The organism is Ferviditalea candida, from assembly GCF_035282765.1.
Lineage (GTDB): Bacteria > Bacillota > Bacilli > Paenibacillales > KCTC-25726 > Ferviditalea > Ferviditalea candida.
Genome location: NZ_JAYJLD010000019.1, coordinates 1 through 25,670, shown reverse-complemented (window position 1 = coordinate 25,670; position 25,670 = coordinate 1). Strand labels below are relative to the sequence as shown.

The window sequence follows — 25,670 nt, the reverse complement described above, 5'->3', positions numbered from 1 at the left end:
GCAGCGGGAGCCAGGAAAATCTGAGGCGGACTTACAGTTCAACCTCCATGGAGCATGGCGCATCCGAGCGGAGGAACACGAATGGGAGAAAATTGAACGTAACGGAAACCATCGGGGCCCTGGCTTATTGGCAGGCCGATTATATCATAAGTGAAATGTAAAAAAAGATTTCATATAAGGGAGGGGAGTGTTTGGCCAACAAACCGGATTATGATGTCGTCATCGTTGGGGCGGGAGCTGCAGGCGGGATTCTCGCAAGAGAATTGACGGATGCCGGGTTACAGGTTTGTTTGTTGGAGAGAGGACCCTTCTTTGAAACGAAAGATTTGACCATGGACGAACTTCGCTTTCCGATCAGGCAAAATCTCCTGTGGGCGACACCCCGAACAGGGGGAATGACATGGAGGCCGCATGCCCGTTCCGGGACGCAAAAAGTATTTCCACGAATCACGCATATGATGGACGGATGGGGACCCGGAGGGACCATGAACCATTGGGGCGGCACAAGCTGGAGGTATTATCCGGAAACCTTCCGGCATCTGGATGTCTGGGGGCAAATCCCGAATGGCGCCATCGCCAATTGGCCGATCGCTTATGAAGAATTGGAACCGTACTATGAAAAATTTGAATACCGGTTCGGGGTGTCGGGCGATGCCGACCAAATCCTTTACGGCCCGCCCCGCAAAAAACCTTATCCCCTCCCTCCGATCGAACAAGGGTATGCAACAAATCATTTTGCAAGAGCATGCAGATCTTTGGGCTATAAGCCTTTTCCGATGCCGACGGCCATATTGTCTCAAGACTATCAAGGAAGAAGCCGGACCGGGTATTGCGGATATTGCCAGGCTTTCGAATGCACCATCGATGCCAAGTCGAATACGAGGATCACGGAAATTGAAGAAGCGCGGAAAAAGCCGAATTTTACGCTGCTTACGGATCATTATGTGGTTCAAGTCACCATGAAAGATCAGGAACGCGTGGAGGGAGTGGTATGCCTGGATGCGGCAGGTCAAGCCAAAACGATAACCGGGAGCATTGTAATTTTATCGGCAAACACTTTGTATAACGTTTGGCTGCTGCTAGTCTCGAAAAATCACTATGCACCGGGCGGGATCGGAAATCAAAACGGACAGGTCGGAAAGTATTTTCATCATCACCCGAGATTCGGGGTGAATGGACAGTTTGCGGAAAAAATGCATGTACATATCGGTCCGTCCGAATCGCTGACAGCCGTTACGGAGTTTACGGAAAATCATTTTGATCATACGGGACTCGGGTTCGTCATGGGGGGATATATTTACGGCGCCCGTGTGACAGGGTCGGCAGGATTGCCGATTGAATACGCCCAATATGTTGAATTGCCGGAAGGGGTATCCGGTTGGGGACCTTCTTTCAAGCAGTTTATTGAACAAACGTACAGTTTCTATTACCAAGTCCACACCTTTTTGACGGATCCCCCGCTGTTGAGTTCGTTTATAGACTTGGATCCCGGTTACAAAAACGGATTGGGCCTTCCCTTGCCTCGGATCACTTTTGATTGGAGTCCGCAATTGAAAAACATGCATCGTTTTTTCCATGAGAAAGTCGTCGGAATTTTGCGCGCCGGCGAAGCCAAAAGAATTTGGGGGGGGAATCTTTCGCCGCCGTGGTATTTGTCGCATCCCAGCGGAGGGACCCGGATGGGCGAAAACACAAGCGAATCGGTAACAGATCGGTATGGAAAGGTTCACGGGTTAAACAATTTATATATTGCAGGAAACTCGTTATTTCCGACCATGCCCTGCTTCAACGTGACGGAAACCATCGGAGCCCTCGCTTATTGGCAGGCAGACCATATCAGGCATGGGATTGAACACGGTGCATTCATTTAGTTTTGTTGGAGCCCAAACGGTTGCGGATTTCCAATATCATCCACGCAATGAAGGGCAGTCCCACAGAAACAATGGCCGTTAACGGATACCAGGTATTCATGTAAGTCCGGGTAAACTGCTGATGGCTTTGTATCCCGTAAAGCGCAACCGCAAACAAAGCCACACCGATCACTGCATGGATGATCCACCTCCAGCGAATGCCCAGCCATTGACGGATTCCCATATTGAGCACATATTGAAAGGTAGACATCCGAATCACCGAGCCGACGACCATCACGCCGATTCCGTAAATATCGAACCGGTCGATGAATCCGAAGGAAACCATTCTCACCACGCTTTGGGCGGGATATTCGAGATTTTTGACTTGTTCCAATCCAAAAATCGTCAACGGGCTGATGATCGTTCCGACAAACATGAACGTGATCAGGAAGACCAAAATCGTATAATTAAACAGCAGTGATTTGGATTTCGCGTAATCTTTTTTCATTTTCAGCATCGTCAGCAGGATCGTTTCGCCGAACAGGGCGGTGGTCACCAGGATGCCGGTCATGACCGGAAGATATCCGTGTTCGAATAAGGGAAATAAAACTTTATAATTTTTTTCCGGCTGGGTTGCGATCATGATCGTATCCCCCGTAAACAAAATGATGAGCAGAAGGGGTTCGCTGATCCGGGCAATGCTCTCGATGCCGACGAACAGCGCATAAAGAACCACGAGATAAAACGCTGCGGAAATGGCCCAAGCGGGGGTTTCCGGAAGAAAAATGTTCTCGATAAAATCATACAGGCCGTATAATGTAATCACCATCATGAAAAAGAAATAAGCGAGCAGAGATGTCGCAAGCAGCTTGCCGACCCATCGTCCCAACGCCCGTTCCAGCATTTGCACCATCGTCAGACTGGGGTGGAGGGAGTGCAAGCGGTACAGCATAAAACCATACAGAATTCCGATCGGGACGGTCAAAAGGATCGAAATCCACGCGTCGCGTCCACTGAGCGCAAACATGGTGGGCAGCAGCAGCATATGCCCGGTGACCGGCAGGATCAGGGAGCATAGAAACACGGTTTGTCGATAAGAAATCACTTCCATGGAGGAATCACACCTTTGTATCATTTGGATCAATAACCGACGTTATCACGGATCAATCCATTTTCGGGGATGTTTGTTTTGACGTTCACCACAACTTTAATCCTTGGATAGAGGTCTTCCCACTCATCCTTATGCTGCTGCCAATAACGCTTGTCCGCGCGGTTGATCAAACCCGCGAAACCCAGTGCATTGGATTTGTATTTTTTTTGGATTTTGGCGATGACTTGTTCGGCCTCCTTCTTTATGGAATCGGCATAAAGCTTTTCAATTCGGTTTAACAGCTTTTGATCTATTTGCTGATGGTTTATAGGATGGGAAATGTCGCCGATAAATCCTGTTTCCTGAATATTCACTTCAATTTTCGGCGTTCGATGTTCGAATTTCACTTTCATGCCCGCTTTCGACTTTTTGATTTCAATACTGATGTAAGCCGGTTTTGTGCTTCCTTTGGTATTGAGTTTCAGGACTTGTATACCGCCATTGAGTTTGCCAAGCACCCGAAGCAACCCTCTGGTTTCATTAGGCGTTAATTGCCCGACCATTTTATCCCTCTTAAAGATGGCTGTTCCATAGATTTCGAATCCCTGTTTGCCTTTTCGAACCATGGGGATATAGGGGTCCTGATAACGCTCGATGAACATTTGGCCAAATTGGTATAACTGCACTTGCGGCGCTTTGGATAAGGAGCTTTGTTCTTCCAGAGCGTTTTTGATTAACGTACCATTCACTTTGCCTGCTTCCGGTTTCATGCTCAAAATGTCTTTCGCGGTTCCTTTGGCTATAAGGATGTTCATGCGAAAGCGAGGTTCGTGATCCCTAAGCATAAAGTCCGTGACGGGCGTAATTCCAGACTCGGCTGTTTTCTCGCCAATGATAAAGGCATCGACATGCTGCCATACTTGTCTTTTTCCCAGAGTGATAATCAAATCCCTGATGGCTTCGAATATGGTGGTTCCCATGGCGCTGCGAACAATGGCCGAAACAATTTTGGTTTGCTGTTCGGGACCGAGCTTGAGCGTTTCCGTGGTAACTTCATATTTATTGCCCTTTTGGTCGATGCCCACTCCGGTAACAATGGCCACATCTTTCAGTTCCGATCTTCCCCAGCAACCCGGCACGATAAGGAGGACAACAGATGCAAGCAAAACTATACTCCATGCCTTCATTTTTAGTTCTTCCTTTTTGACTTTTTAACCGGAGGTTGAGGTTGCATACCGTCCGATTGGCGGATTTCATCGGTAACCCGCAAAGCCTCCGGTCTTCGGTTCAGGGCCCACATCGGAGCCCTGATGAAGAAATCTTTCCAATCGCTCCATGTGATCGGCATCAATGGAGCCATATAGGGAATCCCAAAAGAGCGCAGGGAGGCTAAATGCAGCAGAGTAGCGCAGATAACCAACATAATCCCGTATACACCGAATATCGATCCGACGATCAGATAAAAAAATCGAAGTACAGCGGCGACGTCACTTAGGGCGGTAACAAGAAAACCGGTGATGGCGCTGACTGCCACGACAATGATGGTGGGTGCGCCGACAATCCCCGCATTCACCGCCGATTCCCCCAAAACCAATGCGCCAACGATGGAGACTGTTTGTCCGACCGGTCGGGGCATCCGTATGACGGCCTCACGCAGCCATTCGAACACAATGAGCATCAACAACAACTCCAATACAAGCGGAAGGGGAACGCCTTCTCTGGATGAAGCCACACTGACCAGCAATTCGGCCGGAAACATTTCCTTATGGTAATCCTGCAAAGCGGTATAGGTAGCCGGCGCCAGCGTGGTGACCAAAAATCCGAACAATCGCAGCATCCTCAAGAAAGAAGAATAGTACGGTCGCGAATAATAATCCTCGGAGGATTGAAACGATTCAAATAATAAATGGGGGACGATCAGTGCCATGGGACTTCCATCTATTAGAATGGCCACACGCCCTTCGAGCAGCCGGGCCGCCGCAACATCCGGCCGTTCGGTATTCGCTACGGTCGGAAACGGGGAAAAAGGGGCATCTTCGATAAACTCTTCAAGGATTCCCGATTCAAGCACGTTGTCCATTTCAATGGAAATCAATCTTCTTTTGACTTCCTGCAAAATTTCCGGCGGCGCAATGCCTTCGATATAGGCAACGGCAATTTCCGTCTGCGACATTCTGCCCAAAACCATTTGCTGGATTTGCAGCTTCGGGTGACCAAGTTTGCGCCTCAGCATCGAAGTGTTGGTTCTCAAGGTTTCCACAAAGCCTTCCCTAGGTCCACGGATTGTGGTCTCCGTGATAGGTTCCTCAATGCTGCGCATTTCCCATGCGCGAGTACCCAAAACATATACTTTCTTCAGCCCGTCAATGAAAAGAAGGACATCGCCTTTCATCAAATGGGCGATCCCGTTTTCAATGGAATGCTCTTGCTTCAGACTGAAGATGCTGATCAGACTTTTTTCAAAATATGTGACCATCTGGATTTGATTTATGGATTGAAAATCAATATTCATTAAAGGCTTGATGACATTTTCATGGATTGGGGTTTTATCATACATGCCGTCTATGGCCACCAGGAATGCGTCGATTTCTTGCCGTTTCCCCACAGAAAACGAACGAAATACAATATCCGAACTGTTCTCGAACAACTGCTTCAAATAATCGATGTTGTCCTGCAGTTTAGACGAAACCGGATGATCGGGAATATCCAACTGCTTGTTTTTCATTTGGGTGAATTTGATTTTGCGTTTGATCCAGTTGAACATGCTCCAGCAACCTTTGCAATGTATATTGGTGAAGTATAAGATTTTATTTCAGTTATATTATTCCAATACAGAAATGAAGTATGTACTATTTCCTTTAAACAAGTCTATATGTTCGTGTATAATGATCTCAAAACATCACATCCTCTGGAGGGTCATCTATGTATCAAACCACGAAAATTCTGCTGCTCGGCTCGGGAGAGCTGGGCAAGGAGGTCGTCATCGAAGCGCAGCGGCTCGGCGCGGAGACCGTTGCGGTCGATCGCTATGAGCATGCGCCTGCGATGCAGGTTGCCCATCGCAGCCATGTCATCGATATGCTGGATGCGCAGCAATTGCACAAAATTGTGGAAGCGGAGAAGCCGGATCTGATTGTTCCGGAAATCGAAGCGATCGCCACATCCGAGTTAATTAAATTGGAGCAGCAAGGATTTCGAGTCATTCCAACCGCCAGGGCGGCCAAACTGACGATGGACCGCGAAGGGATACGCAGACTGGCTGCGGAAACCTTGCAGCTGCCTACGGCAAAATACAAATTCGCGGATACATATGAGGAATTTCAGGCCGCTGTACGCGAGATGGGATTTCCTTGCGTGATTAAACCGATTATGAGCTCGTCAGGGAAGGGCCAAAGCGTTTGCCGGACGGAAGCGGACATTGCGCATAGCTGGAATGTTGCCATGGAAGCCGGAAGAGTGCGAAACGGCCGCGTCATTGTCGAGGAATTTATCCATTTTGATTCGGAAATTACGCTGTTGACGGTCCGATCCATCAATGGAATGATGTTCTGCGCTCCCATCGGGCATATTCAACAGGACGGCGATTACATAGAATCATGGCAGCCGCACGATATGACCGAAGAGCAAATTCAGGAAGCGAAAAGAATTGCCCGAGCGATTACCGATGAACTCGGGGGTTACGGTATTTTCGGCGTTGAGCTGTTCCTGTCGAAAGATAAGGTATATTTCAGCGAGGTATCGCCGCGTCCGCACGATACCGGATTGGTTACCTTGGTAACGCAGAATCTTTCCGAATTTGCCCTTCACGTCAGGGCTATCCTTGGTTTGCCGATCCCGGAAATCACGCTGCTGACACCGGGGGCGAGCCGTCCGTTAAAGGCAAGTGAAGAGTTGCAGAACTACCGAATCACCGGCGCTGAGCAAGCGCTGGCCGTTCCGAATACGCAATTGCGAATCTTTGCCAAACCTGTAACCAAGGTCGGAAGGCGGATGGCGGTGGTTTTATCCTCAGCCGATTCGGCGGACAAGGCCCGCATCCAGGCGAAGCAGGCGCTGGATTATTTGAAGTGTGAATAAGCAAAATGGGTAAATATAAACGATAAAATCGTGTCGAAGTCCCTTCGGGGACTTTTTTTTTACCACTTAAGAATTTATAAGTTCCGAACTTCGGGAAAGGCAAATTCTTAATGGCATAAAAACCCACCTCTACACGCGGTCGTTCAACATTGAATTGGCCTCGATAGAGGTTTTTTTTATCGATATCGAATCATTAAGTTAAATATATATGTAAGAAAATATTACATATTGTCTAGTGAATACAAAAATAGTTAAAATTATAATGATTAAAATGCTAGAGTGTGTCAGTTAAATGTAATATAATATAACATATTATATTCATTTTAAGAGAGGTGATGCAGATTGACTGGTCGATCATCATTTTATTCCGTTTCGGGGGCCGGTATTGTTTTTGAATTTCTCAGCCAGCTGGCTGTACAAAAACAGCGTAAGAATGCAGAAAAGGGCTTGCAATTCCATCGATCGTAAAAAAATGGGGAGAGTGGCTTATGAAAAAAATCGTTGGATGGGTATTGATTCTTCTGTTGTCGTCATCGATCGCGCTGGCCGGTTGTTCGTCGGGCAGCAATGACAGCAAGCAGACTGGGGGGACTGAGAGCTCGTCGGCTCCAGTTCAAGGAGAAAAAATCGTGCTGGGGTTTAATCCTTGGCCGGGCTATTATCCGTGGTTTATCGCTCAGGAAAAAGGCATTTTCAAAAAATACGGCTTGAACGTCGAAATCAAAGTGTTTCCGGTTCTAAGCGATGAGCTCAATGCGATTTCCGGCGGCAATCTTGATATAGCCGGGGCAACCATCAATGATTTGGTCGTTCCTTTAAGCAAGGGCGTGAAGCTGAAAGTGGTGGGGGTTTACGACATTTCCAACGGCGGCGACGCTTTTGTGGTGAAAAACGGGATCAATTCCTTTCAAGATTTGAAAGGCAAGAATGTCGCAACAGAGCTTGGAACAGTCGATCATTTGCTGATGCTGGTCGGAATGAAAAAGGCAGGCTTGAAGGAGTCGGACGTCAAATTCACCAACATGAGCATCAATGACGCGGGTCCTGCTCTGATTGCCGGCAATCTGGACGGCGCATCGCTGTATGAGCCTTTTGTCAGCCAAGCGATTGCCGGGGACAAAGCGAAAGTGCTGTTCTCCTCCAAAAACGTTCCAGGGTTAATTACCGATGTCATTACGGTTAAAGAGGAGCTTGCTCAAAAACGGCCGGAGGATGTGAAGAAATTGCTTATGGCCTGGTATGATGCTTTGGATTATTGGAAGCAGCATCCTGACGAGTCGATGGAAATTATGGCGAAAGCGGCGGAAACGCCTGTAGACAAATATAAAGGCGTGTATGACGGGATTAAAATCTTCAACCTTGATGAAAGCATCCAGGCTTTCGAGAAAAAAGACGATTACAGTTCGTTGACCTATACCGGAATGGAAACCTATGCGTTCCTCAAGAAGCTCGGCATGATGGACAGCGAACCCAAGCTGGATCAAGCGCTGGATGTGCATTTTTTGCAGGAAATCAAGTCGGAACGCAAGTAAACAAGAAGGATATAAGCGAACGCCGCAGCTTCTGTTCAGCTCGAATTTCCACGGAAGCAGAAGCAGTAATGTCTCCGCCGCATGATGGAGCATGATAGTGATGATCACTTGAGAATAATGCTGAGGGATAAACGGAGGGAGATGCATATGAAAATTTTGGTAACCGGGGGACTCGGGTTTTTAGGCAGCACCTTGGTATCCATGCTTCTGGATCAGGGACATGGGGTTATCAGCTATGACAGAAGGTTGGCCGGCAAAACGGGAGACGATCATCTGTACAACGTGCAGGGCGACTTGCTTGATCTGCCGCTGCTATTGGAAACCTTACAGAAGAATAAAGTGGAACGAATCATTCACACAGCCGCGATTTCCCACCCTGCAGCAGCGATTGAGATTCCGTACCAGACCGTCTTGACCAATGCGCTGGGAACCGCGAATGTTTTTGAGGCGGCTCGTCTGTTGGGCATCAAACGCGTCGTCAATCTAAGCTCCGAATACGCCTACGGCAATAATGCCCATCTGGGGACAGCAAACGAGGACGTTCCGCTGTATCCGACAGGAGTTAACGGGGCGACAAAAGTGTTTACGGAAAAATTGGCGGGGGGATACATGAATCTGTACGGCATGGAGATCCCTTCGCTTCGGCCGGGTTGGATATACGGCCCCGGACAGTTTATGCAGTGCTATATGAAAACCTTGCTGCGCAATGCCATCGACGGAGTGCCCACACTTGAGGAGGAAGGGCGGGACTACGAATTTCAGTATGTGCATGTGTGGGATGTCGCCCAGGCTTGTATTTTGGCCTGTACGGCGGATACAATGGAAACGTATGTATATTCCATCACGAACGGACATAAGACTTCCTATGCGGAATTAATTGACTACGTTAAAGAATTGTATCCCGATGCGCACATTGAGGTTGGAGAAGGAAGCCTTTCCTTGCTGGATCGTTATGCTACTTTTGATATTACAAGGGCAAGACAGGAGTTGGGATACGCGCCGGTTTTTGAAATCAAAAGCGGAATCAAATTATATGCGGAATGGCTGGAAAAGAACCCTTATTGAAGGCTGACCGGTCATGCGTGAAACGGGGGCTAAAGCGGAATGATCTATTGGCAAAACGAATCCGTCGCTTTATTTCGCAGTTTTCTTTATATGACGGTATCGGCGGTCATCCAAACGGAAGACTTGGTCGTTGTTGTCGATCCGACATGGCTGCTGCATGAGGTTGAAGAAATCAGGAATCATACCGATAAGATATTGAATGGACGGCCGCTTTATCTCTTATTTACGCATTCCGACTATGATCATATTCTCGGGTATAAGGCTTTCCCGGGAGCCAGTGTGATCGCGAGCGAGGCCTTCCAAACGAAAAGAGAACAGGAGAAGCAGGCAATCGTCGAGCAGATTAAAGCGTTTGACGACGACTACTATATAGTTCGGGATTACGGCATCGAGTATCCCGAAGTGGATGTGCTCGCCAAAACAGACGGGGACACCTATACTGTCGGCGGTACAAGATTCGTATTCTACCAAGCCCCCGGCCATAATGATGACGGGATGTTTATCGTGATTGAGCCGCTGGGGCTGCTGATTGCGGGCGATTACTTTTCGGATGTCGAATTTCCGTTCATCTATTACAGCAGCGAACAATATGAGCAGAGCCTCCTGAAACTGGACGGCATCATCGCCCGGCATTCGCTCCAAATGCTGATTCCCGGGCATGGCGAGTTCACCCGGGAGACAGCCGAAATGAAGCGAAGGCAGTTGGAATCCTTGCGCTATATTCACGAGATGCGGAAGTATTTGGCCGTCGGTGATCAAAAACGGGTTGACGAGCTGATCAGCGACTGCCGCTTTCCAAGAAATCAGCGGAAGTTCCATAGGAACAACCAGCTGCTTATGGAAAAAGAACTTCAAACGCACAGCGACATCGGGGCTAGCGAGATAGAGTAGAGCAAAACTTATAAACGCTTCACTTCCAGACTGCCGGTGTCCGGATCGGTTAAGATCAACTGAGCATCGTAAGAACTGCCGTCATCGTTTTTGAATTTTAATTTACTCGTTCTGCCTTTCTCAATCAAAGCTCTAACCATCGTATCGGACAGGGTTTTGCCAAAGCTCGTCTTCCAGATCACAAACCTGCAGCCCTGCTTATAATGGCTGCAGCCGTAGCCCTTGCGCCCCATAAAAATTGTTCCGCCGCAGCCGCTTCTCGGACAGGCGGCGATTTTGTTTGCGGCCGGAGCCTGCGTATCGGAGGCGGCGGATTTGCCCGGTTTCCGGTTATTTTCTGCAGACTGGGACGATGCGGCTCGCTTGCGGGAAGAGCGTTTGGCTTGCGGACCCGAATTTCCGTCACCGAAAGCGGTTCTTGCAACAGCGGGTTGGGAGCGAACCTTGTGAATAATTAATGCCGCAAACTGTTTGACCTTCTCCATAAAATCACTCTCTGCGGCAAGCCCCTTGGAAATTTCATTCAGCCTCCGTTCCCAGTGCCCGGTCATTTCCGGAGAAGTCAACAATTCCACGCCCGCTCCGCGGATCACTTCGATCGCGGTGCGTCCTTTTTGCGTGAGCTCGATGCGCTTTCCCTTCATATCAATGTAGCCGACCTGCTTCAGGCGCTCGATCGTCGACGCGCGCGTGGCCGGTGTGCCTAATCCCGAATCCTTCATCGCGTCGCGAAGCTCGTCATCGTCAATCTGCTTGCCGGCGCTTTCCATTGCCTTTAGCAGTGTGCCTTCCGTGTACGGCTTTGGCGGCTGCGTCTCCTTTTCTTTGACCTCGGACCGCTCGCATAACACCCCTGTCTTCGGCTCAAGCTCAAAGGGGATATCGGTTTCTTCCTCTTCCTGAGAATCCGCGTCGTCCGATTTTCCCTTTCGTCTGTCGTTCGTATTTATCTGATCTGCATATACTTGCTTCCAGCCAAGCTGCAAAATTTCCTTGACGGTAGTTTTAAAGATTTCCTGCACGGCCTCGGTGCGCACGGTATGGACTTTATACAAAGCCGGGGGATAGAAGTGGCTCAGAAAACGCCTGACGATCAAATCATAAACCTTCTGCTCATCGGACGACAGGCTTCCAGGCTTCTTGCTCGTCGGCAGGATTGCGTGATGGTCTTCAACCTTGGCCGGATTGCATATATTCAAGTTATTTTTGTGTACGAGCCGCTTATCAGCGCCTCGAACCAAACGGTCATAGGGCGAGCCCTTCAGTGCCTCCAGCGCGCGATGCATTTCGGCAATATTGGGCTCGGTGACATAGTTGGAATTGGTTCTCGGATAAGAGATGACCTTGTGCTTTTCATAGAGTGATTGCGCCAAGTCCAGTGTTTTCTTGGCGGAGAAACCGTATTTTGCGTTCGCCTCGCGCTGCAGGAGAGTAAGGTCGTACAGCTTGAATGGATATTCCCGGGCTTCCTTGATTTCATATTCGGCAATTCGACCGGGCTGGCCGGCCGTTTTGGCCGCGATGGCCTCCGCCTGCCGACGATCGTAAATCCGATCTCCCTGCCAAAGTCCTTGGTAGATTGTGCTGTTTTGCGAGAAAACGGCGTTCACTTCAAAAAATGACAATGAGGAGAAGGCTTCAATTTGCTTTTGCCGGTCATAGATCAAGGCCAATACCGGCGTTTGCACGCGCCCGACGGACAGGAGCACGTTGTGCTTGGTCGTAAAGGCGCGGGAGCCGTTCATCCCGATCAGCCAATCAGCCTCGCTGCGGGCTCTCGCGGCTTTCGTCAAATTTTCGAATTCGGCACCGTCCCGCAAATTGGCGAATCCTTCACGAATTGTTTCCGGAGTCAGGTCGGAAATCCACAGCCGCTGCACCGGATGGGCAAGCCGGAGATGACGCTGGATCAGATAGAAAATATATTGTCCCTCGCGTCCGGCATCGCAAGCATTGACGATCCGATCGCAATGCTTGGCCAAATCCGCAATGACTTTCAGCTGATCCCTGGTTTTCGGATACGGAATCAGCTTGAATTGCTCTGGCAGAATAGGCAGATCCTCAAGTCTCCATTTCTTGTATTTTTCATCGTATTTATCCGGTTCGGCCAAACTGATCAGGTGGCCGATCGCCCAAGTGATGATATATGTCTGGCCTTCGATATGCGTTCGTTTATTGACCGCCTTCGGTTCAATTGCGGCGGCGATATTCCTGCCCATATCCGGTTTTTCTGCGATCACCAGTATCTTCATGGCCTATCCTCTCAATACTCTTTGATATCCCGTTCATAGATAGTATAGCAAAACATAAGAAATATTTCCCCGGCAAGCGCAAAAACCGGCAATTCATGCCATGTCAAGACAAAAATCTAAAATTCATATACGAAATTCGGACATTTCGTGACAAATTTATGACAATTCAAGAGAAATGTATAATTAGTTAGATTAAATATTAATGAAATAAAACATATTAAAATAAAAGGATCGTAACCCAGCTTCACGCATGATAAGATATCGCTATAGTATATAGATTAGATAATTGATTTTTGAAAGGAAGTAGGATGATGAGGGAGCTTCGTTGGGCAGGTCTTGCTGCTGCAGCTGCCGCAATGGCAATTATGTTTTTTTTCGCGTTATCAAGTCAAGAACCAGCATGGCGGTCATCATCAAAAGAGAGCAAGCCCATTCAAACTGCAGATAAAGCGCTCCAGACAAAACCGGCAATCCATAATGAGGCAAAACGCGAAGATCTCAAGCGGGATATCGTTCGGCAGTTTCAACATGAAGCGCCCAAGCAGTGGGGGGAGTATGTCCCCGGAGTGCTTACCCATCTGGTGTCCGATAAGAAAGTCGTAGCGTTAACCTTCGATGCCTGCGGCGGAACGAATGGGAACGGCTATGACCGCAAATTGATCGACTATCTGATCAGTCAACGCATTCCAGCTACTTTATTCATTAACAGCCGTTGGATTGATGCCAATCTGAAGACCTTTCTGGAGCTTGCGAAGAACCCATTGTTTGAGATCGAAAATCACGGAACGGAACACAGACCATTGTCCATTAACGGAAAATCGGCATACGGCATTCCGGGAACCAAGAACGCTGGCGAAGTGATTGACGAGGTGTGGGTCAATTCACAAAAAATCAAGCAGCTTACCGGACGCACTCCCAAATATTTTCGCTCCGGAACCGCTTATTACGATGAAGTTGCGGTCAAGATTGTTAAGGAACTAGGGGAACAGCCCGTAAATTTCAATGTTCTGGGAGATGCGGGGGCGACGTTTTCAAAGAATCAGATTGTTAAACAGTTCTCGAAAGCAGGTCCGAATTCGATCATTATTTTTCACATGAATCATCCTGAAAAACAAACGGCGGATGGGGTTATGGCCGGCGTTCCGAGATTATTGAAAGAAGGTTATCAATTTGTGAGGTTGGAAGATTACCCTTTGCAATGAGACTCTTATGAATTTACAAGAATTTAACATACATTTTTATTGTCTGCAGAACTTTTTTCAGTATTCTTTTCATAGGGCAGCCCCCAATGAAAGAGGTGCGGAGAAATGGAAATACAAAGCACACTTCAAAAAAACCGGATCATTGCGGCGACCGAGCTGGAGAATGTGCCGGCAGCGATTGAGTCCAAGGCTTCTGCCATCCTGCTCATGCATTTAAAGTTAAATCACCTGATCGAAGAAATGTCAAATATCGATTTGAAAGAAAAAGCTTTGCTGCTTCACGCGGATCTGATCAAGGGACTCTCCAATGACCGGGAGCCCTTCAATTCTTAGTGAAATATGTAAAACCGACCGGAATTGTCACGACCAAAAGCCATTTGATCCGTCCGGCTAAAGGCTTCGGCTTAGTAACGATTCTGCGAATCTTCCTGATTGACACGACTTCCTTTCAAACCGCGATCAAGAATATTAACGAAAATGAACCGGATGCGATTGAAATCATGCCCGGAATCGCGACTTCAATCATTCCGCAATTAAGAGAATACACGGACCGGCCAATCATCTTGGCCGGCTTGATCCGGTCCAGGGAACAAATCCGGGAAGTGCTTGGTGTCGGCGGATGCGGTGTCACTGGGCAAAATGGACCTGTGGAACGAGCAATTTTAACACTCCGCTAACAATCTATTGATCATTTAATAATAGCTTGATATAATCCTATAGAAGTTAATTGAAGACGTAAGAACTGATCAGGGTCATGAGACGATGAGAATGCCTTCATTAGTAATTGCAAAGCCTGCCATCTTCGATGGATTATTTGGTTTTGCCGTTGCTTGTGAAGGCTTTTGTTTTTCCTGAAAGGGGTGAAAAGCTTTTGGTGGATCTTGAGTTAATCGACGCTTTGATCTAGACGGAACGATATTTGTCGGCAACACCCTTCTGCCGGATGTTCTTTCCACAATCGAACAGCTTCGCAAGCTCGGGAAGCAAATCATGTTTGCAACCAATACTTCGACGCAAACCCGTTTGGATTGCCAAAGAAGGTTGGAAAGCATGGGGGTAACCGCAGCAGTGAAATCATTACGGCTTCTTACATAGCAGGGCTTTATTTTCAGGAAAATTATCCGGATGCCAACATTTTCTTGATCGGCGAAAGCGCGATGGAGCAAGAACTGGATGGGTTTGACGTGGCGAGAACGAAAGATCCGATGGAAGCGACCCATTTGTTGGTGGGAATGGACAGCGGCTTTACCTATGAAAAGCTGCATATCGGAATGAAGTCGGTTCGCAATGGGAGCCCAATTGATCGCAACCAATATTGATGAAAAAGACCGCTCCCGTATCAAGCTTGGAGAGCGGTCTTTGCTGTTAAATCGTCATATTAATTTTCGACCCGATATCCTTGCTGCACCCAAGCGTCATATCCGCCTTCAAGGTTGATGATGGACGTAATGCCGTGCGCCTGCATCACGCTGGAAGCGATCGCCGAACGTCCGCCTCCTTTGCACTGCATGACAATCGTTTTGTCCTTCGGTACGGTCTCCAGACGATCTTCCAGATATCCAAGCATAATATGCTGCGCATTCGGCAGATGCCCTTCGTTCCATTCACTGTCGTTGCGGACGTCGATGACATGGACTTCGTTGTTCAGGATGGCTTCCGCAAGCTCTGCGGGTTTTTTGTTCTCATATGTCTGCAGATTTTGGTACTGCTTCAGCACGGAGCTGTCGATAAAGCCGTTGATATTAAAGAAACCGATGGAATACAGATCACGTTTGATTTCTTCGGTCTTATTCGGATCCGCCAGCACATACAGCGGCCGAGTGTAAGACAGCAGCCAGCCGGCCCAGGTTGTGAACGATTTGTTCAACGGAATGTTGAGGGTACCCGGAATATGACCGTCGGCAAATGCGGCATTGGAGCGAATATCGAGAATGACCGCTTGTTCGTCAAGCAGCTGTTCAATTTTCTCCTTGGATGCCTCAAACATTTGAGGTTCATTCATTTCTCCGGTTACCATCGGCCCTTCTTTATTGACTTTTTTCATCATGGCAAAATATTTCGGCGGAGCAGGCTGCCCATCGAGCAGAGCTTTGACGAATTCATTCTCGTCCTCATAAGATAATGCCCAATTGAACATTTTTTCATACCCTACAGTGCTTGAGGGAACGGCGCCGAGCGCTTTTCCGCAAGCGCTGCCCGCGCCGTGGGCCGGCCACAATTGCAAATAGTCGGGAAGCTCCTTGAAACGCTTCAGGGAATTGAACATCTGGCGAGCTCCGATATCGGAAGAGCCTTGGACGCCTGCGGCTTTTTCCAACAGATCGGGACGGCCCACGTCGCCTACGAACACGAAGTCCCCGCTGAAAATCCCCATCGGCTTGTCAGCGCCGCCTCCGGTATCGGTCAGCAGGAAAGAAATACTTTCCGGGGTATGTCCGGGTGTATGCATCACTTGAAATATCAGATTGCCGATCTTAAAAGTATCGCCGTCTTTAACCAGTTGATGGGGAACATCATTCAAATATTGGTATTTCCAATTTTCGTCCCCTTCATCGGACAGATAAAGCTTTGCGCCTTCACGCTTGGCAAGTTCTCTGGCTCCCGATACAAAATCGGCATGAATATGGGTTTCAGTGGCGGCAACGATGCGGACGCCTTGTTCTTTTGCGAGCTTTAGGTACGGTTCGATATTTTGCCCAGGATCAACAACGATGGCTTCTCCGGTAGCCTGGCAGCCGACAAGGTAAGAGGCATGTGCAAGCTTGTCATTATAAACATAACGCAGCAGCATTAAGAATTTCCCCTTTCGCGAATTTATATACCCTATAGGGTATAACATCATTATAGAATTATTATTTTATTTAATCAATACTAATATATGAGAGATTTTGTAAAAAGAATTATAAGAAAGCCGCAAAAGTAAGAAAATAAAAATAAGTATATTGAATGAAAGTTCCTTCTCTTTTATAATATATGCAAATGATTTTCTAGTCTGTTTGTCTGACAAACAGACTTAGGAGGCGGATGATGTTCAAAGTTATCAAGCAGAAAAAAATATTTGAAGAAATTCTTGATCAATTCAAGGATTTGCTTATTACTAAGAAGCTGAAGATCGGCCAGAAAATACCTACGGAAATCGAGTTGTCCGAAACGTGGGGCATCAGCCGCGCTTCACTAAGGGAAGCGATGAGGGTACTGGATGTGCTGGGGATCATCGAAGCAAAGTCGGGTGAAGGAACGATCATCAAACAAGCCGATCCCGAGAACTTAAAGAACATCATGTCTCTGGTTGCCCTATCCAGGGGGATTGATACGGTTGAACTGTATGAGGTCCGCACAGTCATCGAGATGTATTCCGTCCGATTGGCTGCGATGCGCAGGTCGGATCAGGATTTGTCCGTTCTGAAGGAGCATTTGGTCAAAATGGACAAAGTCTATGCGAATAAGGAACGGGAGATCGAATTGGATTTCTATTTCCACCGTTCGATTGTCGAAGCCTCCAAAAACAAAATCATGATCATGCTGATGGAGATGATATCCGGATTGCTTGAGGAACAGATTCGGGAAACCAGAAGCAAGCTGGCTTCCTCGACTGAGACGCTAAATCGTTTTCAACAGCAGCATTGGGAAATTTATCGTGCGATTGAACAGCAGCTGCCCGAACAGGCTGAATCCGCAATGCTGGGTCATATGAACTATGCTCAGCGAGAATTGGGGCTTGACCCCAGGTATGTGAGTTTACGGAGGTGAATTCCATCAACAACCTCATTGAAGCATTCAAGCGGGGCGATCGAGTCGCGTTGGGCAGGCTTTTGAAAGAAGTGGAGAATGGGACGTCTTCGAGCTATAAGTTGTTGAAGCAAGCCGGCCTGAACAAAGGCGGCGCTCATGTTGTCGGGATCACCGGCCCCCCCGGCGCAGGAAAAAGCACACTTGTCGGACAGCTGTGCAAAAGCTGGGCGGAACAGGGGCTAAAGCTCGGGGTCATCTGTGTGGATCCCTCGAGCCCGTTCAGCGGCGGCGCGCTGCTCGGAGACCGGATTAGAATGCAGGAATTATCCAAGCTTCCGGATGTATTCATCAAGAGCCTGGCCACCAGAGGGAGTTTGGGCGGACTGGCTGCGAGTGCAGCGGATATTATTCGTCTGATGGATGGCTTCGGTAAAGATCTGATTATCGTCGAAACCGTCGGAGTCGGACAAATCGAATACGACGTGCTGGATATCGCCGATACGGTTGTGCTGGTGAATGTACCTGGCTTGGGCGATTCGCTCCAGACGATGAAGGCGGGAATCATGGAGATTGCCGATCTGTATGTCATCAATCAGTCGGACCGCCCCGGCGCCAGTGAAAGCGTGCGGGACCTGCAGCTCATGATCCATGAGAGAGAAAGGGGAGACTGGGAACCTGCCATATTGCAAACCGTTGCGACACAAAAGAAGGGCATCTTGGAATTGAAAGAGGCGATTGAGCTTCACAAAGCGCATCTGCAGCAGTCCGGCTTATGGGACAAAAAGCGGCAGGAGCGAAATTGGAAGCGATTGCGCAGCATGATCAACGAGCTTTTGTCGAACAAGGTTAAAGAATATATCAATTCGAATGAACAGATCGCGCAGTGTATCGCCGAGGTTCGGGACGGGCGATTGGATCCTTATACCGCGGCGCAAGCGATTGTGGCTGAAATCGTCAAATGAATCGTTATTAAGCGGAAGCGAATTTTCATGAGAGAAATGGGAGGTTACGGCATGGCCGCAAACAATGCAAAGCAACATACGAAGCTTTTTGATTCCGAGGCTCTGAAACAGGTGGAAGCGGAAAAAAAGCGCTGGCTTGAACAGACGGTTAAAAACAATGAGGCGGAAGACGCCTACAGCTCCGACTCCGGAATCCCGGTCAAACTGCTTTACACCCCGGAGGATATCAAAGATTTTGATTACATGAACGATCTGGGCTTCTCCGGTGAGGCGCCGTATGTGCGCGGTGTGTACCCCAACATGTACCGGGGCAGGTTGTTCACCGTTCGGCAGATCGCCGGTTACGGCACCCCGGAGGATACAAATGAGCGCTTTAAATTCCTGCTCAATAACGGAGCTACCGGAACCAGCGTGGTACTGGATTTGCCTACGATCCGCGGATACGATTCCGATGATCCGGAGGCTGAAGGGCATGTCGGCGCCGCGGGCGTGGCCATCGACTCTCTGGAGGACGTGGAAGCTTTATACGACGGCATTCCGATTGATCAGGTTTCTTCCAATATCGTTACTCATTTGCCCAGTACCACTGTCGTGATTCTGTCGATGTTCGTGGCCATGGCGGAGAAGCGGGGGATTCCCCTTGAGAAGCTGTCCGGCACCAACCAGAACGATTTTTTGATGGAAACGACAGTCGGAAGCTCTCTGGAAGTGCTTCCCCCGAAAGCGAGCTTCCGTCTGCAGTGCGATGCCATAGAATATGCCAGCAAGAACCTTCCCCGTTGGAATCCGGTCAGCTATAACGGCTACAACTTGCGGGAAGCGGGAACTACGGCTGTGCAGGAGGTTGCCGTCGCGTTGGCCAACGCGATCGCCACATCGGAAGAGCTGATCCGAAGAGGGAATAAGATCGATGATTTCGCCAGACGCTTGTCTTTCTTCTGGAACTTGTTCAACGATTTTTTTGAAGAAATCGCGAAATGCCGGGCATCCCGTCTTGTTTATCATGAGATTATGAGCGAACGCTTCAATGCTCAGCATCCGAAAAGCCATTTAATGCGGTTTCACGTACAGACTGCAGGAATTACACTGACGAAGGTGGAGCCTCTGAACAATATTGCCCGATCGGCGATCCAGGGTCTTGCCGCAGTGCTCGGCGGTGCGCAATCCCTGCATATTGACTCTTACGATGAAGCTTATTCGGCGCCGACCGAGGAAGCGGCCTTGATTTCAATCAGAACCCAGCAAATCCTGCAGGTCGAAACGAATGTAACGAACACGGTCGATCCGCTGGCAGGATCCTACTTCGTGGAAAATATGACAAAGGAAATGGCCGATCGCATCCGCGCATACATCGCTCTGATCGAATCGAAGGGCGGCTTGGTTGCCTGTGTGGAAAGCGGCTGGCTGCACCGCGAAATCGCCGATTTTGCCTATCAAACCCAGCAGGAAATTGAAAGCGGCCAACGCAAAATCGTCGGTCTCAACTATTTTCCCGCTGGAGGCAAGAAAACGGAAGTGAATGTTTTCCGCTATCCGGAGGATGCGGAAAGAAGGCAGACCGAAAAGCTGAAAAAGCTGCGTGAACGAAGAGACAACGCCAAAGTGGAAGAAACTTTGAAAGCGCTGCGCGTGAGGTGCCATGAAGATACCAATCTTATGCCGTATATCAAAGCAGCGGTAGAAGCATATGCCACATTGGGTGAAATTGAGGAAGTTTTTCGCGAGGAATTTGGACTTTGGCAGTTTCCGTTGGTTTAAATTCATGTGAGGACATAAGGAGGACGCTATGGAAAGAAAAATCAAAGTCGTCATGGCCAAGCTGGGATTGGATATTCATTGGCGCGGGGCGCTTGTGGTGTCGCGCATGCTGCGCGATAAAGGTATGGAAGTGGTTTTTCTGGGCAACCAGTTCCCGGAGCAAATCGTGAATGCGGCCATTCAGGAAGGCGCGGATGTCGTCGGCTTGAGCACGTTGGGAGGCAACCACTTGACGCTTGGGCCTAAGGTCGTCCAACAGCTGAAGGAAGCAGGCATGGATGATGTGCTGGTGCTGATGGGCGGAGTTATCCCGGAAGAGGATTTTCCGGCACTGAAAGCGGCGGGTATTGCCGAAATTTTCGGTCCGGAAACCAAAATTGACAGCATCGCTGATTTTATCAGAAAAAAAGTGTCATTGAAGGAGGCGCTCGGATGAGACTGGCGGGGAAGGTTGCCGTTGTCACCGGCGGCTTGGGAGGAATCGGAAAAGCTACTGTGCAAAGATTTCTTGAGGAGGGAGCAAGGGTTGTGATCGGCGACTTCAAGCTTGAAGGGGCCGAAGCGGCATTGTCGGAATGGGATGCAGCCGACCGCGTGAAAATTGTCCAGGTAGACGTAGCCTCTCCCGAGCAGGCACGCTCAATGGCCGAAGCGGCAATCGCTGCATTTGGCAGGATAGACATCTTGATCAACAATGCGGGTATTACCATAGATGGGCTTTTGATGAAAATGGAAGAGCAAGCCTGGCAAAAAGTCATTGACGTCAATTTGACCGGTGTTTTCAATTGTACGAAAGCGGTTGTACCCCATATGATCGAGCAGGGCTCGGGAGTTGTTTTGAACGCTTCCTCGGTTGTCGCCTTATACGGAAATATCGGACAAACCAATTATGCCGCCACCAAAGCGGGGGTGATCGGCTTGACCAAGAGCTGGGCCAAAGAGTTCGGACCGAAAGGCATTCGGGTCAATGCGGTGGCGCCGGGATTCATCATGACCGACATGACGGCCAAAGTTCCGCATAAGATATTGGATACGATGGTTTCCAAAACGCCTTTGAGAAAATTGGGTCAACCCGAGGATATCGCAGCAGCCTATTTGTTTCTCGCTTCCGACGAGGCGGGGTACATTAACGGAACCGTCCTCAGTGTAGACGGCGGACTCGTAATCTAGCAGGAGGGGAAGAAGATGATGCAAACATCGGTGTTAAAGACCGTGCTTCAGCAATGGCCGCCGCAATATGACAAAAGCTATCTGCCTGAGGACAAGGAAAAATACTGGTATAAAGAAATTGAAACCGCATCAAAAGAAGAGCTGAATGATATCATTTTGTTCAAAATCAAGAATGTCGTGCACTACGCCTATGAGCATTCCCCGTTCTATCAAAGAAAGTGGAACAAGATTGGGCTGCATCCCAGCGATATCAACAGCTTGAAAGATTTTGAGCAAATCCCGATCACGACCAAAGCGGAGGTTCGTGAAGACCTCGAGGAGCATCCGCCGTTCGGCTCCAATGTATGTGTGCCTTATACGGAGGTTCACCGCATTCACGGAACATCGGGAACAACGGGAAAGCCTACGGTATTTTCTTTTGGCAAAGACGACTGGGAAAGGATTGCGCACCAGCACGCGAGGATCATGTGGAGCTTCGGCATGCGGCCCAGCGACCTGGTGTTTATAGCCTCGCCCCTGAGTCTTTATATCGGAAGCTGGGGGGCGCTGATCGGGGCGGAACGATTGGGAGCCAAAACGTTTCCGTTTGGAGCCGGCCAAACGGGCCAAACCGAGAAAGCGGTTTCATGGCTGAAGGAAGTGAAGCCGACCGTATTTTACGGAACCCCCTCATATGCCTTGTATTTGGCGGAGAAAGCCAAAGAGCAAGGGGTGGATCCCAAAGCGTTCGGATTTAGAATCATGTTCTTTTCCGGCGAACCGGGCGCCGGCGTTCCGTCCACCAAGCGAAAAATCGAAGAAACGTTCGGCGCCATCTGCATTGATTCCGGAACGATGGCGGAAGCCACGCCTTGGATGAGCAGCACGGAATGCGAACACCGGACCGGAGTTCATCTGTGGCTGGATGTGGTGTATACGGAGGTTGTCGACAAAGATACGAAGCTGCGGGTGCCGTACGGCGGAGAAGGCGTACCGGTCTATACCCCTCTTGAAAGAACATCCCAGCCTGTGATCCGCTACTGGTCCGGAGACCTGACGACTTGGACCGACGAGCCGTGTCCCTGCGGACGTGTATATCCGCGCCTGCCCAAAGGAATCTACGGCCGGATTGACGATATGATTACGGTGCGCGGTGTCAATGTTTACGCCAGTATGGTGGAGAATGTGATCAGGCGGATCGAGGGACTTGGCGAGGAGTTCAGACTGGTCGTCTCGCGGGAAAGTGTGATGGATGAAGTCACCATTCAGTGCGAGACATTGGGAAGCAAAGCAAATGAGGAGCTGATCAGCCAAATTGGCCGGGAATTAAAGCGCGAAACGGGGGTTACCTTCAAGACGGAATTGCTGCCGGCCGGCACGTTGGAAAGAACGCAATTCAAAGCGAAACGGGTGGTGGATCAACGTGATTTCAGAAGTTAACCATCGAGAGCGTATCGATATTTTGCAGGAACTGTTGCGAACGTCGGGAATCAGTGCCGCACTGATTCAAAAGCCGAGAAATCTTTATTATTATGCCGGAACGGGGCAGCCCAGCAACCTATGGGTGCCCGCGGATGGCGAGCCGATTTTGTTTACCCGCCGCGCCCATTCCATGGCGGAGTCGGCCGCATGGATTGAACGAATCCATCCGGCCAATACGTTTCAGGACATGTTAAACCTGCTGGAGGAGGCGGGCTTATCCCCGTCGGCCGAAAGCAGGATCGCTGCGGAATTGGATTGTGTGCCATATAAAATGATCGACCGCTTGCAAAAAGATCTGGGTGGCGCCCAACTCGTCAATTTCTCGGATATCGCCATGCAGCAGAGGTTGGTGAAGTCCTCCGACGAAATTGAAAAAATCCGCGAGGCCGGCAGATTATGGAGATTGGGACATGAAGCCATCCTGCAAACGGTTCGTTCAGGACAGACGGAATATCAGGTTGCGGCAGCAATGGAGCATGCTTGCAGATCCAACGGCGGCGATGCGATGGTGTGGTTTCATCGTTGGGATGCCGGATTGCCCGGCGGCGGCATTGTCGCTTCTGGGCCGAATGCATGGATCGTCTCCGGCCATGCCATGACCGTGACCGGTGTCGGGATGAATCCCGCCCTTCCTTGGGGCGCGTCCGGGCGCGTTATGGAGAGAGGGGATCTGGTCGTTGTCGATTACGGTGTAGCGAAAAACTCCTATCATTTCGATACGGCCAGAACCTACTGCATCGGCAAAGCCTCAGACCCGCAGAAGGAGCTGTGGCGGCAATTGGTTGAGCTACACTTCCGTGTAATCGATAGGGTCAGGGCGGGCGTGACGGGGAAGGAGCTGTATGAGACGGCTGTAGATGCCGCAAAAGAAATGAATCTGGACAATTATTTTATGGGAGTCGGAAGGGACAGGGGCGCTTATATCGGGCATACCATCGGATTGGAAATCGATGAGTGGCCGGTATTGGGACCAAAAGCGCTGGAGCCGCTGCCGGCAAATGCCGTCATCACGGTGGAACCGAAATTTATGATTCCCGGAGTCGGCGGTGTGATGGTGGAGGACAGTATTTTAGTCAAGGAAAACGGCTATGAACTGCTGGGGACAATCGGGCATGAGCTTTTTGAAATAGGATAGGGGGCGGTGATCAGCTTGACCTTAAAAGTCGTGCAGGATCATTTGCAAAGGCCGGTATCCTTCATGTATCCCCCCCGAAAAATCATATCGCTGTGTCCGTCGATTACCGAAACGCTGTATGCGTTGGGCCTTGGCGGACAAATCGCGGGCCGAACGAGATACTGCATTCATCCCGCGGATCAAGTCAAACAAGCCGCAATCGTGGGAGGGACCAAGCAAGTTAAAGAGGAGTTGATCTCCCGGCTTCAGCCGGACCTGATCATTGCCGAAAAGGAAGAAAATTCAAAGGATATGGTTGAGCATTTGGCTGAACATTTCCCTGTTTACGCATGTAATGTTGAGAATTTTGATGACGCGCTGAAGATGATTCATGATTTGGGAGTGATCTGCAACCGTGAAGAGGCGGCGGATAAAATGGCCAGCGCCGTCATCGAACAGTTTGGCCATCTTCAGCCGTCCCGTGCGGGAAGAGCGGCTTATGTCATCTGGAGAAATCCGTACATGGTTGCAGGAGGCCGCACCTTCATTGATTCGATTCTCAAAAAGAGCGGATTTAATAACGTTTTTAGGGATCTTCTGGAAAGATATCCGGTTGTGACGATTGAGGATTTTCTGAGGGAAAAGCCGGATTTTATTCTTTTATCCTCCGAGCCCTATCCTTTCAAAGACCAGCACAAGGAGGAGTTTCTCCAACAGGTGCCCGGAGCAAAGCCGGTATTGGTCGACGGGGAAAGCTTCAGCTGGTATGGGGTTCATATGATCAAAACTCCGGCCTATTTGAATGCTCTTCTGAAAGAGATGATATAAACAGCAGCAAAAAAAACGGTCCCCTGCTATCATAACGGCATAGCAGGGGATTCATTATATACGCTGATTATTGAAACCAAGGTAAGAGAAAAGACAATGAAATAACAGCCAATGCGGAATTAAAGACGATTTGAAACCAAGGTTTTGTTGCCCCCGTAACCATTGTAATGATCATATAGACGCTGCGGACAAGGACAACCAGCCAGGCCAATTCTACAAGAATGTTCGGCATGCTGCGCACCTCCTTCTATCATGCATGTACTGATAAGATATGATAGAAAAGAGAGCGAGGTGATTAAAATAGTCTTTTTACCCCCTTATGATAGAATTCAAATTTATTTTGATGAGATTTTCCAGTTCTGTACACTGTTGAGAGAGTGTCCGGCACTCGAGCGCGCAATTTAAGCAAATCCGTGACTAATGAAATAAATTAACAACTTTTCGATCATAAAAAATTGATTTGAATCAAGAATGCCAAAATATGCTTTGGAAGTGTGACAATGTTCGAACACCGATTTCCACTGTGATTTATATCACATTCCGATGTTTTGCTTTCTTTATCCTTACATGTGTCTTCACAAATCACATAAGGAGCTATTCCTGTAATGAATTAAAATGCGGTTTGCAAAACAAAAAGCGCCTCCTGTATGCTGGGTCATGGAATGCTGTACATTCACTGCCCTAAT

The 25,670-nt window shown here is 49.0% G+C and carries 22 protein-coding genes and 1 pseudogene; 17 read left to right on the top strand and 6 right to left on the bottom strand.

What is annotated here, in order from left to right; all coding sequences use genetic code 11:
* Positions 1-191 precede the first annotated feature (191 nt).
* Positions 192-1,871 carry a GMC family oxidoreductase gene (locus tag VF724_RS13020; RefSeq protein ID WP_371754689.1) on the top strand — a complete coding sequence of 560 codons (1,680 nt, stop codon included), beginning with the start codon at positions 192-194 and terminating at the stop codon, positions 1,869-1,871.
* Here the strand turns inward: VF724_RS13020 and VF724_RS13015 are convergent.
* From VF724_RS13015 to VF724_RS13005, 3 genes are read right to left on the bottom strand one after another with little or no spacing between them, the layout of a single operon-like run.
* On the bottom strand, positions 1,864-2,961 hold the full coding sequence (locus tag VF724_RS13015; RefSeq protein WP_371754688.1) for a GerAB/ArcD/ProY family transporter: 1,098 nt from the start codon (positions 2,959-2,961) through the stop codon (positions 1,864-1,866). The genes VF724_RS13020 and VF724_RS13015 overlap by 8 nt on opposite strands.
* 29 nt (positions 2,962-2,990) lie before the next feature.
* Entirely contained in the window at positions 2,991-4,127 is a 1,137-nt protein-coding gene (locus VF724_RS13010) for a Ger(x)C family spore germination protein (protein WP_371754687.1), read from the bottom strand.
* Between the two features lie 2 nt (positions 4,128-4,129).
* The gene (locus tag VF724_RS13005; protein ID WP_371754686.1) at positions 4,130-5,704 is read right to left on the bottom strand and encodes a spore germination protein; all 1,575 of its coding nucleotides are present in this window, start codon (positions 5,702-5,704) and stop codon (positions 4,130-4,132) included.
* A gap of 158 nt (positions 5,705-5,862) precedes the next feature.
* Between VF724_RS13005 and purT the strand changes: the two genes are divergently transcribed.
* From purT to VF724_RS12985, 4 genes are all read left to right on the top strand, one after another.
* Positions 5,863-7,017, top strand: a complete 1,155-nt coding sequence (gene purT, locus VF724_RS13000) for a formate-dependent phosphoribosylglycinamide formyltransferase (RefSeq protein ID WP_371754685.1) — start codon at positions 5,863-5,865, stop codon at positions 7,015-7,017.
* A gap of 488 nt (positions 7,018-7,505) precedes the next feature.
* A complete protein-coding gene (locus VF724_RS12995; protein WP_371754684.1) occupies positions 7,506-8,549 on the top strand; it encodes an ABC transporter substrate-binding protein in 1,044 nt (347 codons plus the stop codon).
* Between the two features lie 147 nt (positions 8,550-8,696).
* Positions 8,697-9,614 (top strand): NAD-dependent epimerase/dehydratase family protein, encoded by a 918-nt coding sequence (locus tag VF724_RS12990; protein WP_371754683.1) that lies wholly within the window; start codon positions 8,697-8,699, stop codon positions 9,612-9,614.
* A gap of 39 nt (positions 9,615-9,653) precedes the next feature.
* Positions 9,654-10,505 (top strand): MBL fold metallo-hydrolase, encoded by an 852-nt coding sequence (locus VF724_RS12985; protein WP_371754682.1) that lies wholly within the window; start codon positions 9,654-9,656, stop codon positions 10,503-10,505.
* A gap of 8 nt (positions 10,506-10,513) precedes the next feature.
* Here VF724_RS12985 and VF724_RS12980 read toward each other — a convergent pair whose 3' ends face one another.
* The gene (locus tag VF724_RS12980) at positions 10,514-12,757 is read right to left on the bottom strand and encodes a type IA DNA topoisomerase (protein ID WP_371754681.1); all 2,244 of its coding nucleotides are present in this window, start codon (positions 12,755-12,757) and stop codon (positions 10,514-10,516) included.
* 311 nt (positions 12,758-13,068) lie between these two features.
* On the opposite strand from VF724_RS12980, the gene VF724_RS12975 reads away from it, so the two are divergent.
* From VF724_RS12975 to VF724_RS12960, 4 genes and pseudogenes are all read left to right on the top strand, one after another.
* Positions 13,069-13,959 (top strand): polysaccharide deacetylase family protein, encoded by an 891-nt coding sequence (locus tag VF724_RS12975; RefSeq protein ID WP_371754680.1) that lies wholly within the window; start codon positions 13,069-13,071, stop codon positions 13,957-13,959.
* Positions 13,960-14,064: 105 nt separating this feature from the next.
* Positions 14,065-14,636 (top strand): annotated as a pseudogene (locus tag VF724_RS12970) (glycerol-3-phosphate responsive antiterminator).
* Positions 14,637-14,874: 238 nt separating this feature from the next.
* Complete coding sequence (locus tag VF724_RS12965) at positions 14,875-15,054, top strand: hypothetical protein (protein ID WP_371754737.1); 180 nt, start codon at positions 14,875-14,877, stop codon at positions 15,052-15,054.
* Complete coding sequence (locus VF724_RS12960; RefSeq protein ID WP_371754679.1) at positions 14,988-15,278, top strand: hypothetical protein; 291 nt, start codon at positions 14,988-14,990, stop codon at positions 15,276-15,278. Before VF724_RS12965 ends, VF724_RS12960 begins: the two co-directional genes overlap by 67 nt.
* A 59-nt stretch (positions 15,279-15,337) precedes the next feature.
* Here VF724_RS12960 and VF724_RS12955 read toward each other — a convergent pair whose 3' ends face one another.
* The gene (locus VF724_RS12955; protein ID WP_371754678.1) at positions 15,338-16,750 is read right to left on the bottom strand and encodes an MBL fold metallo-hydrolase; all 1,413 of its coding nucleotides are present in this window, start codon (positions 16,748-16,750) and stop codon (positions 15,338-15,340) included.
* Positions 16,751-16,986: 236 nt separating this feature from the next.
* On the opposite strand from VF724_RS12955, the gene VF724_RS12950 reads away from it, so the two are divergent.
* Genes VF724_RS12950 through VF724_RS12915 form a run of 8 tightly spaced genes read left to right on the top strand, consistent with a single transcriptional unit; the run spans position 16,987 to position 24,984 of the window.
* Positions 16,987-17,709, top strand: coding sequence for a FadR/GntR family transcriptional regulator (locus tag VF724_RS12950; protein ID WP_371754677.1), 723 nt, complete (start codon positions 16,987-16,989; stop codon positions 17,707-17,709).
* The gene (gene meaB / locus VF724_RS12945) at positions 17,706-18,653 is read left to right on the top strand and encodes a methylmalonyl Co-A mutase-associated GTPase MeaB (RefSeq protein WP_371754676.1); all 948 of its coding nucleotides are present in this window, start codon (positions 17,706-17,708) and stop codon (positions 18,651-18,653) included. The genes VF724_RS12950 and meaB overlap by 4 nt, the downstream gene beginning before the upstream one ends.
* A 51-nt stretch (positions 18,654-18,704) precedes the next feature.
* On the top strand, positions 18,705-20,411 hold the full coding sequence (locus tag VF724_RS12940) for an acyl-CoA mutase large subunit family protein (protein ID WP_371754675.1): 1,707 nt from the start codon (positions 18,705-18,707) through the stop codon (positions 20,409-20,411).
* A 28-nt stretch (positions 20,412-20,439) separates the two neighbouring features.
* Positions 20,440-20,847, top strand: a complete 408-nt coding sequence (locus VF724_RS12935; protein ID WP_371754674.1) for a cobalamin B12-binding domain-containing protein — start codon at positions 20,440-20,442, stop codon at positions 20,845-20,847.
* The gene (locus VF724_RS12930) at positions 20,844-21,581 is read left to right on the top strand and encodes a beta-ketoacyl-ACP reductase (RefSeq protein ID WP_371754673.1); all 738 of its coding nucleotides are present in this window, start codon (positions 20,844-20,846) and stop codon (positions 21,579-21,581) included. Before VF724_RS12935 ends, VF724_RS12930 begins: the two co-directional genes overlap by 4 nt.
* Positions 21,582-21,596: 15 nt before the next feature.
* Positions 21,597-23,000 (top strand): phenylacetate--CoA ligase family protein, encoded by a 1,404-nt coding sequence (locus VF724_RS12925; protein WP_371754672.1) that lies wholly within the window; start codon positions 21,597-21,599, stop codon positions 22,998-23,000.
* Positions 22,984-24,177 (top strand): M24 family metallopeptidase, encoded by a 1,194-nt coding sequence (locus tag VF724_RS12920; protein WP_371754671.1) that lies wholly within the window; start codon positions 22,984-22,986, stop codon positions 24,175-24,177. Before VF724_RS12925 ends, VF724_RS12920 begins: the two co-directional genes overlap by 17 nt.
* A gap of 15 nt (positions 24,178-24,192) precedes the next feature.
* Positions 24,193-24,984, top strand: a complete 792-nt coding sequence (locus tag VF724_RS12915; RefSeq protein ID WP_371754670.1) for a helical backbone metal receptor — start codon at positions 24,193-24,195, stop codon at positions 24,982-24,984.
* Between the two features lie 67 nt (positions 24,985-25,051).
* Here the strand turns inward: VF724_RS12915 and VF724_RS12910 are convergent, their stop codons facing one another.
* Positions 25,052-25,216 (bottom strand): hypothetical protein, encoded by a 165-nt coding sequence (locus tag VF724_RS12910; RefSeq protein ID WP_371754669.1) that lies wholly within the window; start codon positions 25,214-25,216, stop codon positions 25,052-25,054.
* Positions 25,217-25,670: the final 454 nt, after the last annotated feature.

Bases quoted from the DNA above. Each gene is read 5' to 3' on its own strand.
- purT (WP_371754685.1), top strand. From the start codon at position 5,863: ATGTATCAAACCACGAAAATTCTGCTGCTCGGCTCGGGAGAGCTGGGC.
- VF724_RS12955 (WP_371754678.1), bottom strand. From the start codon at position 16,750: ATGCTGCTGCGTTATGTTTATAATGACAAGCTTGCACATGCCTCTTAC.
- VF724_RS12925 (WP_371754672.1), top strand. From the start codon at position 21,597: ATGATGCAAACATCGGTGTTAAAGACCGTGCTTCAGCAATGGCCGCCG.
- VF724_RS12990 (WP_371754683.1), top strand. From the start codon at position 8,697: ATGAAAATTTTGGTAACCGGGGGACTCGGGTTTTTAGGCAGCACCTTG.
- VF724_RS12980 (WP_371754681.1), bottom strand. From the start codon at position 12,757: ATGAAGATACTGGTGATCGCAGAAAAACCGGATATGGGCAGGAATATC.
- VF724_RS12930 (WP_371754673.1), top strand. From the start codon at position 20,844: ATGAGACTGGCGGGGAAGGTTGCCGTTGTCACCGGCGGCTTGGGAGGA.
- VF724_RS12935 (WP_371754674.1), top strand. From the start codon at position 20,440: ATGGAAAGAAAAATCAAAGTCGTCATGGCCAAGCTGGGATTGGATATT.
- VF724_RS12985 (WP_371754682.1), top strand. From the start codon at position 9,654: ATGATCTATTGGCAAAACGAATCCGTCGCTTTATTTCGCAGTTTTCTT.
- VF724_RS13005 (WP_371754686.1), bottom strand. From the start codon at position 5,704: ATGTTCAACTGGATCAAACGCAAAATCAAATTCACCCAAATGAAAAAC.
- VF724_RS12950 (WP_371754677.1), top strand. From the start codon at position 16,987: ATGTTCAAAGTTATCAAGCAGAAAAAAATATTTGAAGAAATTCTTGAT.
- VF724_RS12910 (WP_371754669.1), bottom strand. From the start codon at position 25,216: ATGCCGAACATTCTTGTAGAATTGGCCTGGCTGGTTGTCCTTGTCCGC.
- VF724_RS12995 (WP_371754684.1), top strand. From the start codon at position 7,506: ATGAAAAAAATCGTTGGATGGGTATTGATTCTTCTGTTGTCGTCATCG.
- VF724_RS12940 (WP_371754675.1), top strand. From the start codon at position 18,705: ATGGCCGCAAACAATGCAAAGCAACATACGAAGCTTTTTGATTCCGAG.
- VF724_RS13010 (WP_371754687.1), bottom strand. From the start codon at position 4,127: ATGAAGGCATGGAGTATAGTTTTGCTTGCATCTGTTGTCCTCCTTATC.
- VF724_RS13015 (WP_371754688.1), bottom strand. From the start codon at position 2,961: ATGGAAGTGATTTCTTATCGACAAACCGTGTTTCTATGCTCCCTGATC.
- VF724_RS12975 (WP_371754680.1), top strand. From the start codon at position 13,069: ATGAGGGAGCTTCGTTGGGCAGGTCTTGCTGCTGCAGCTGCCGCAATG.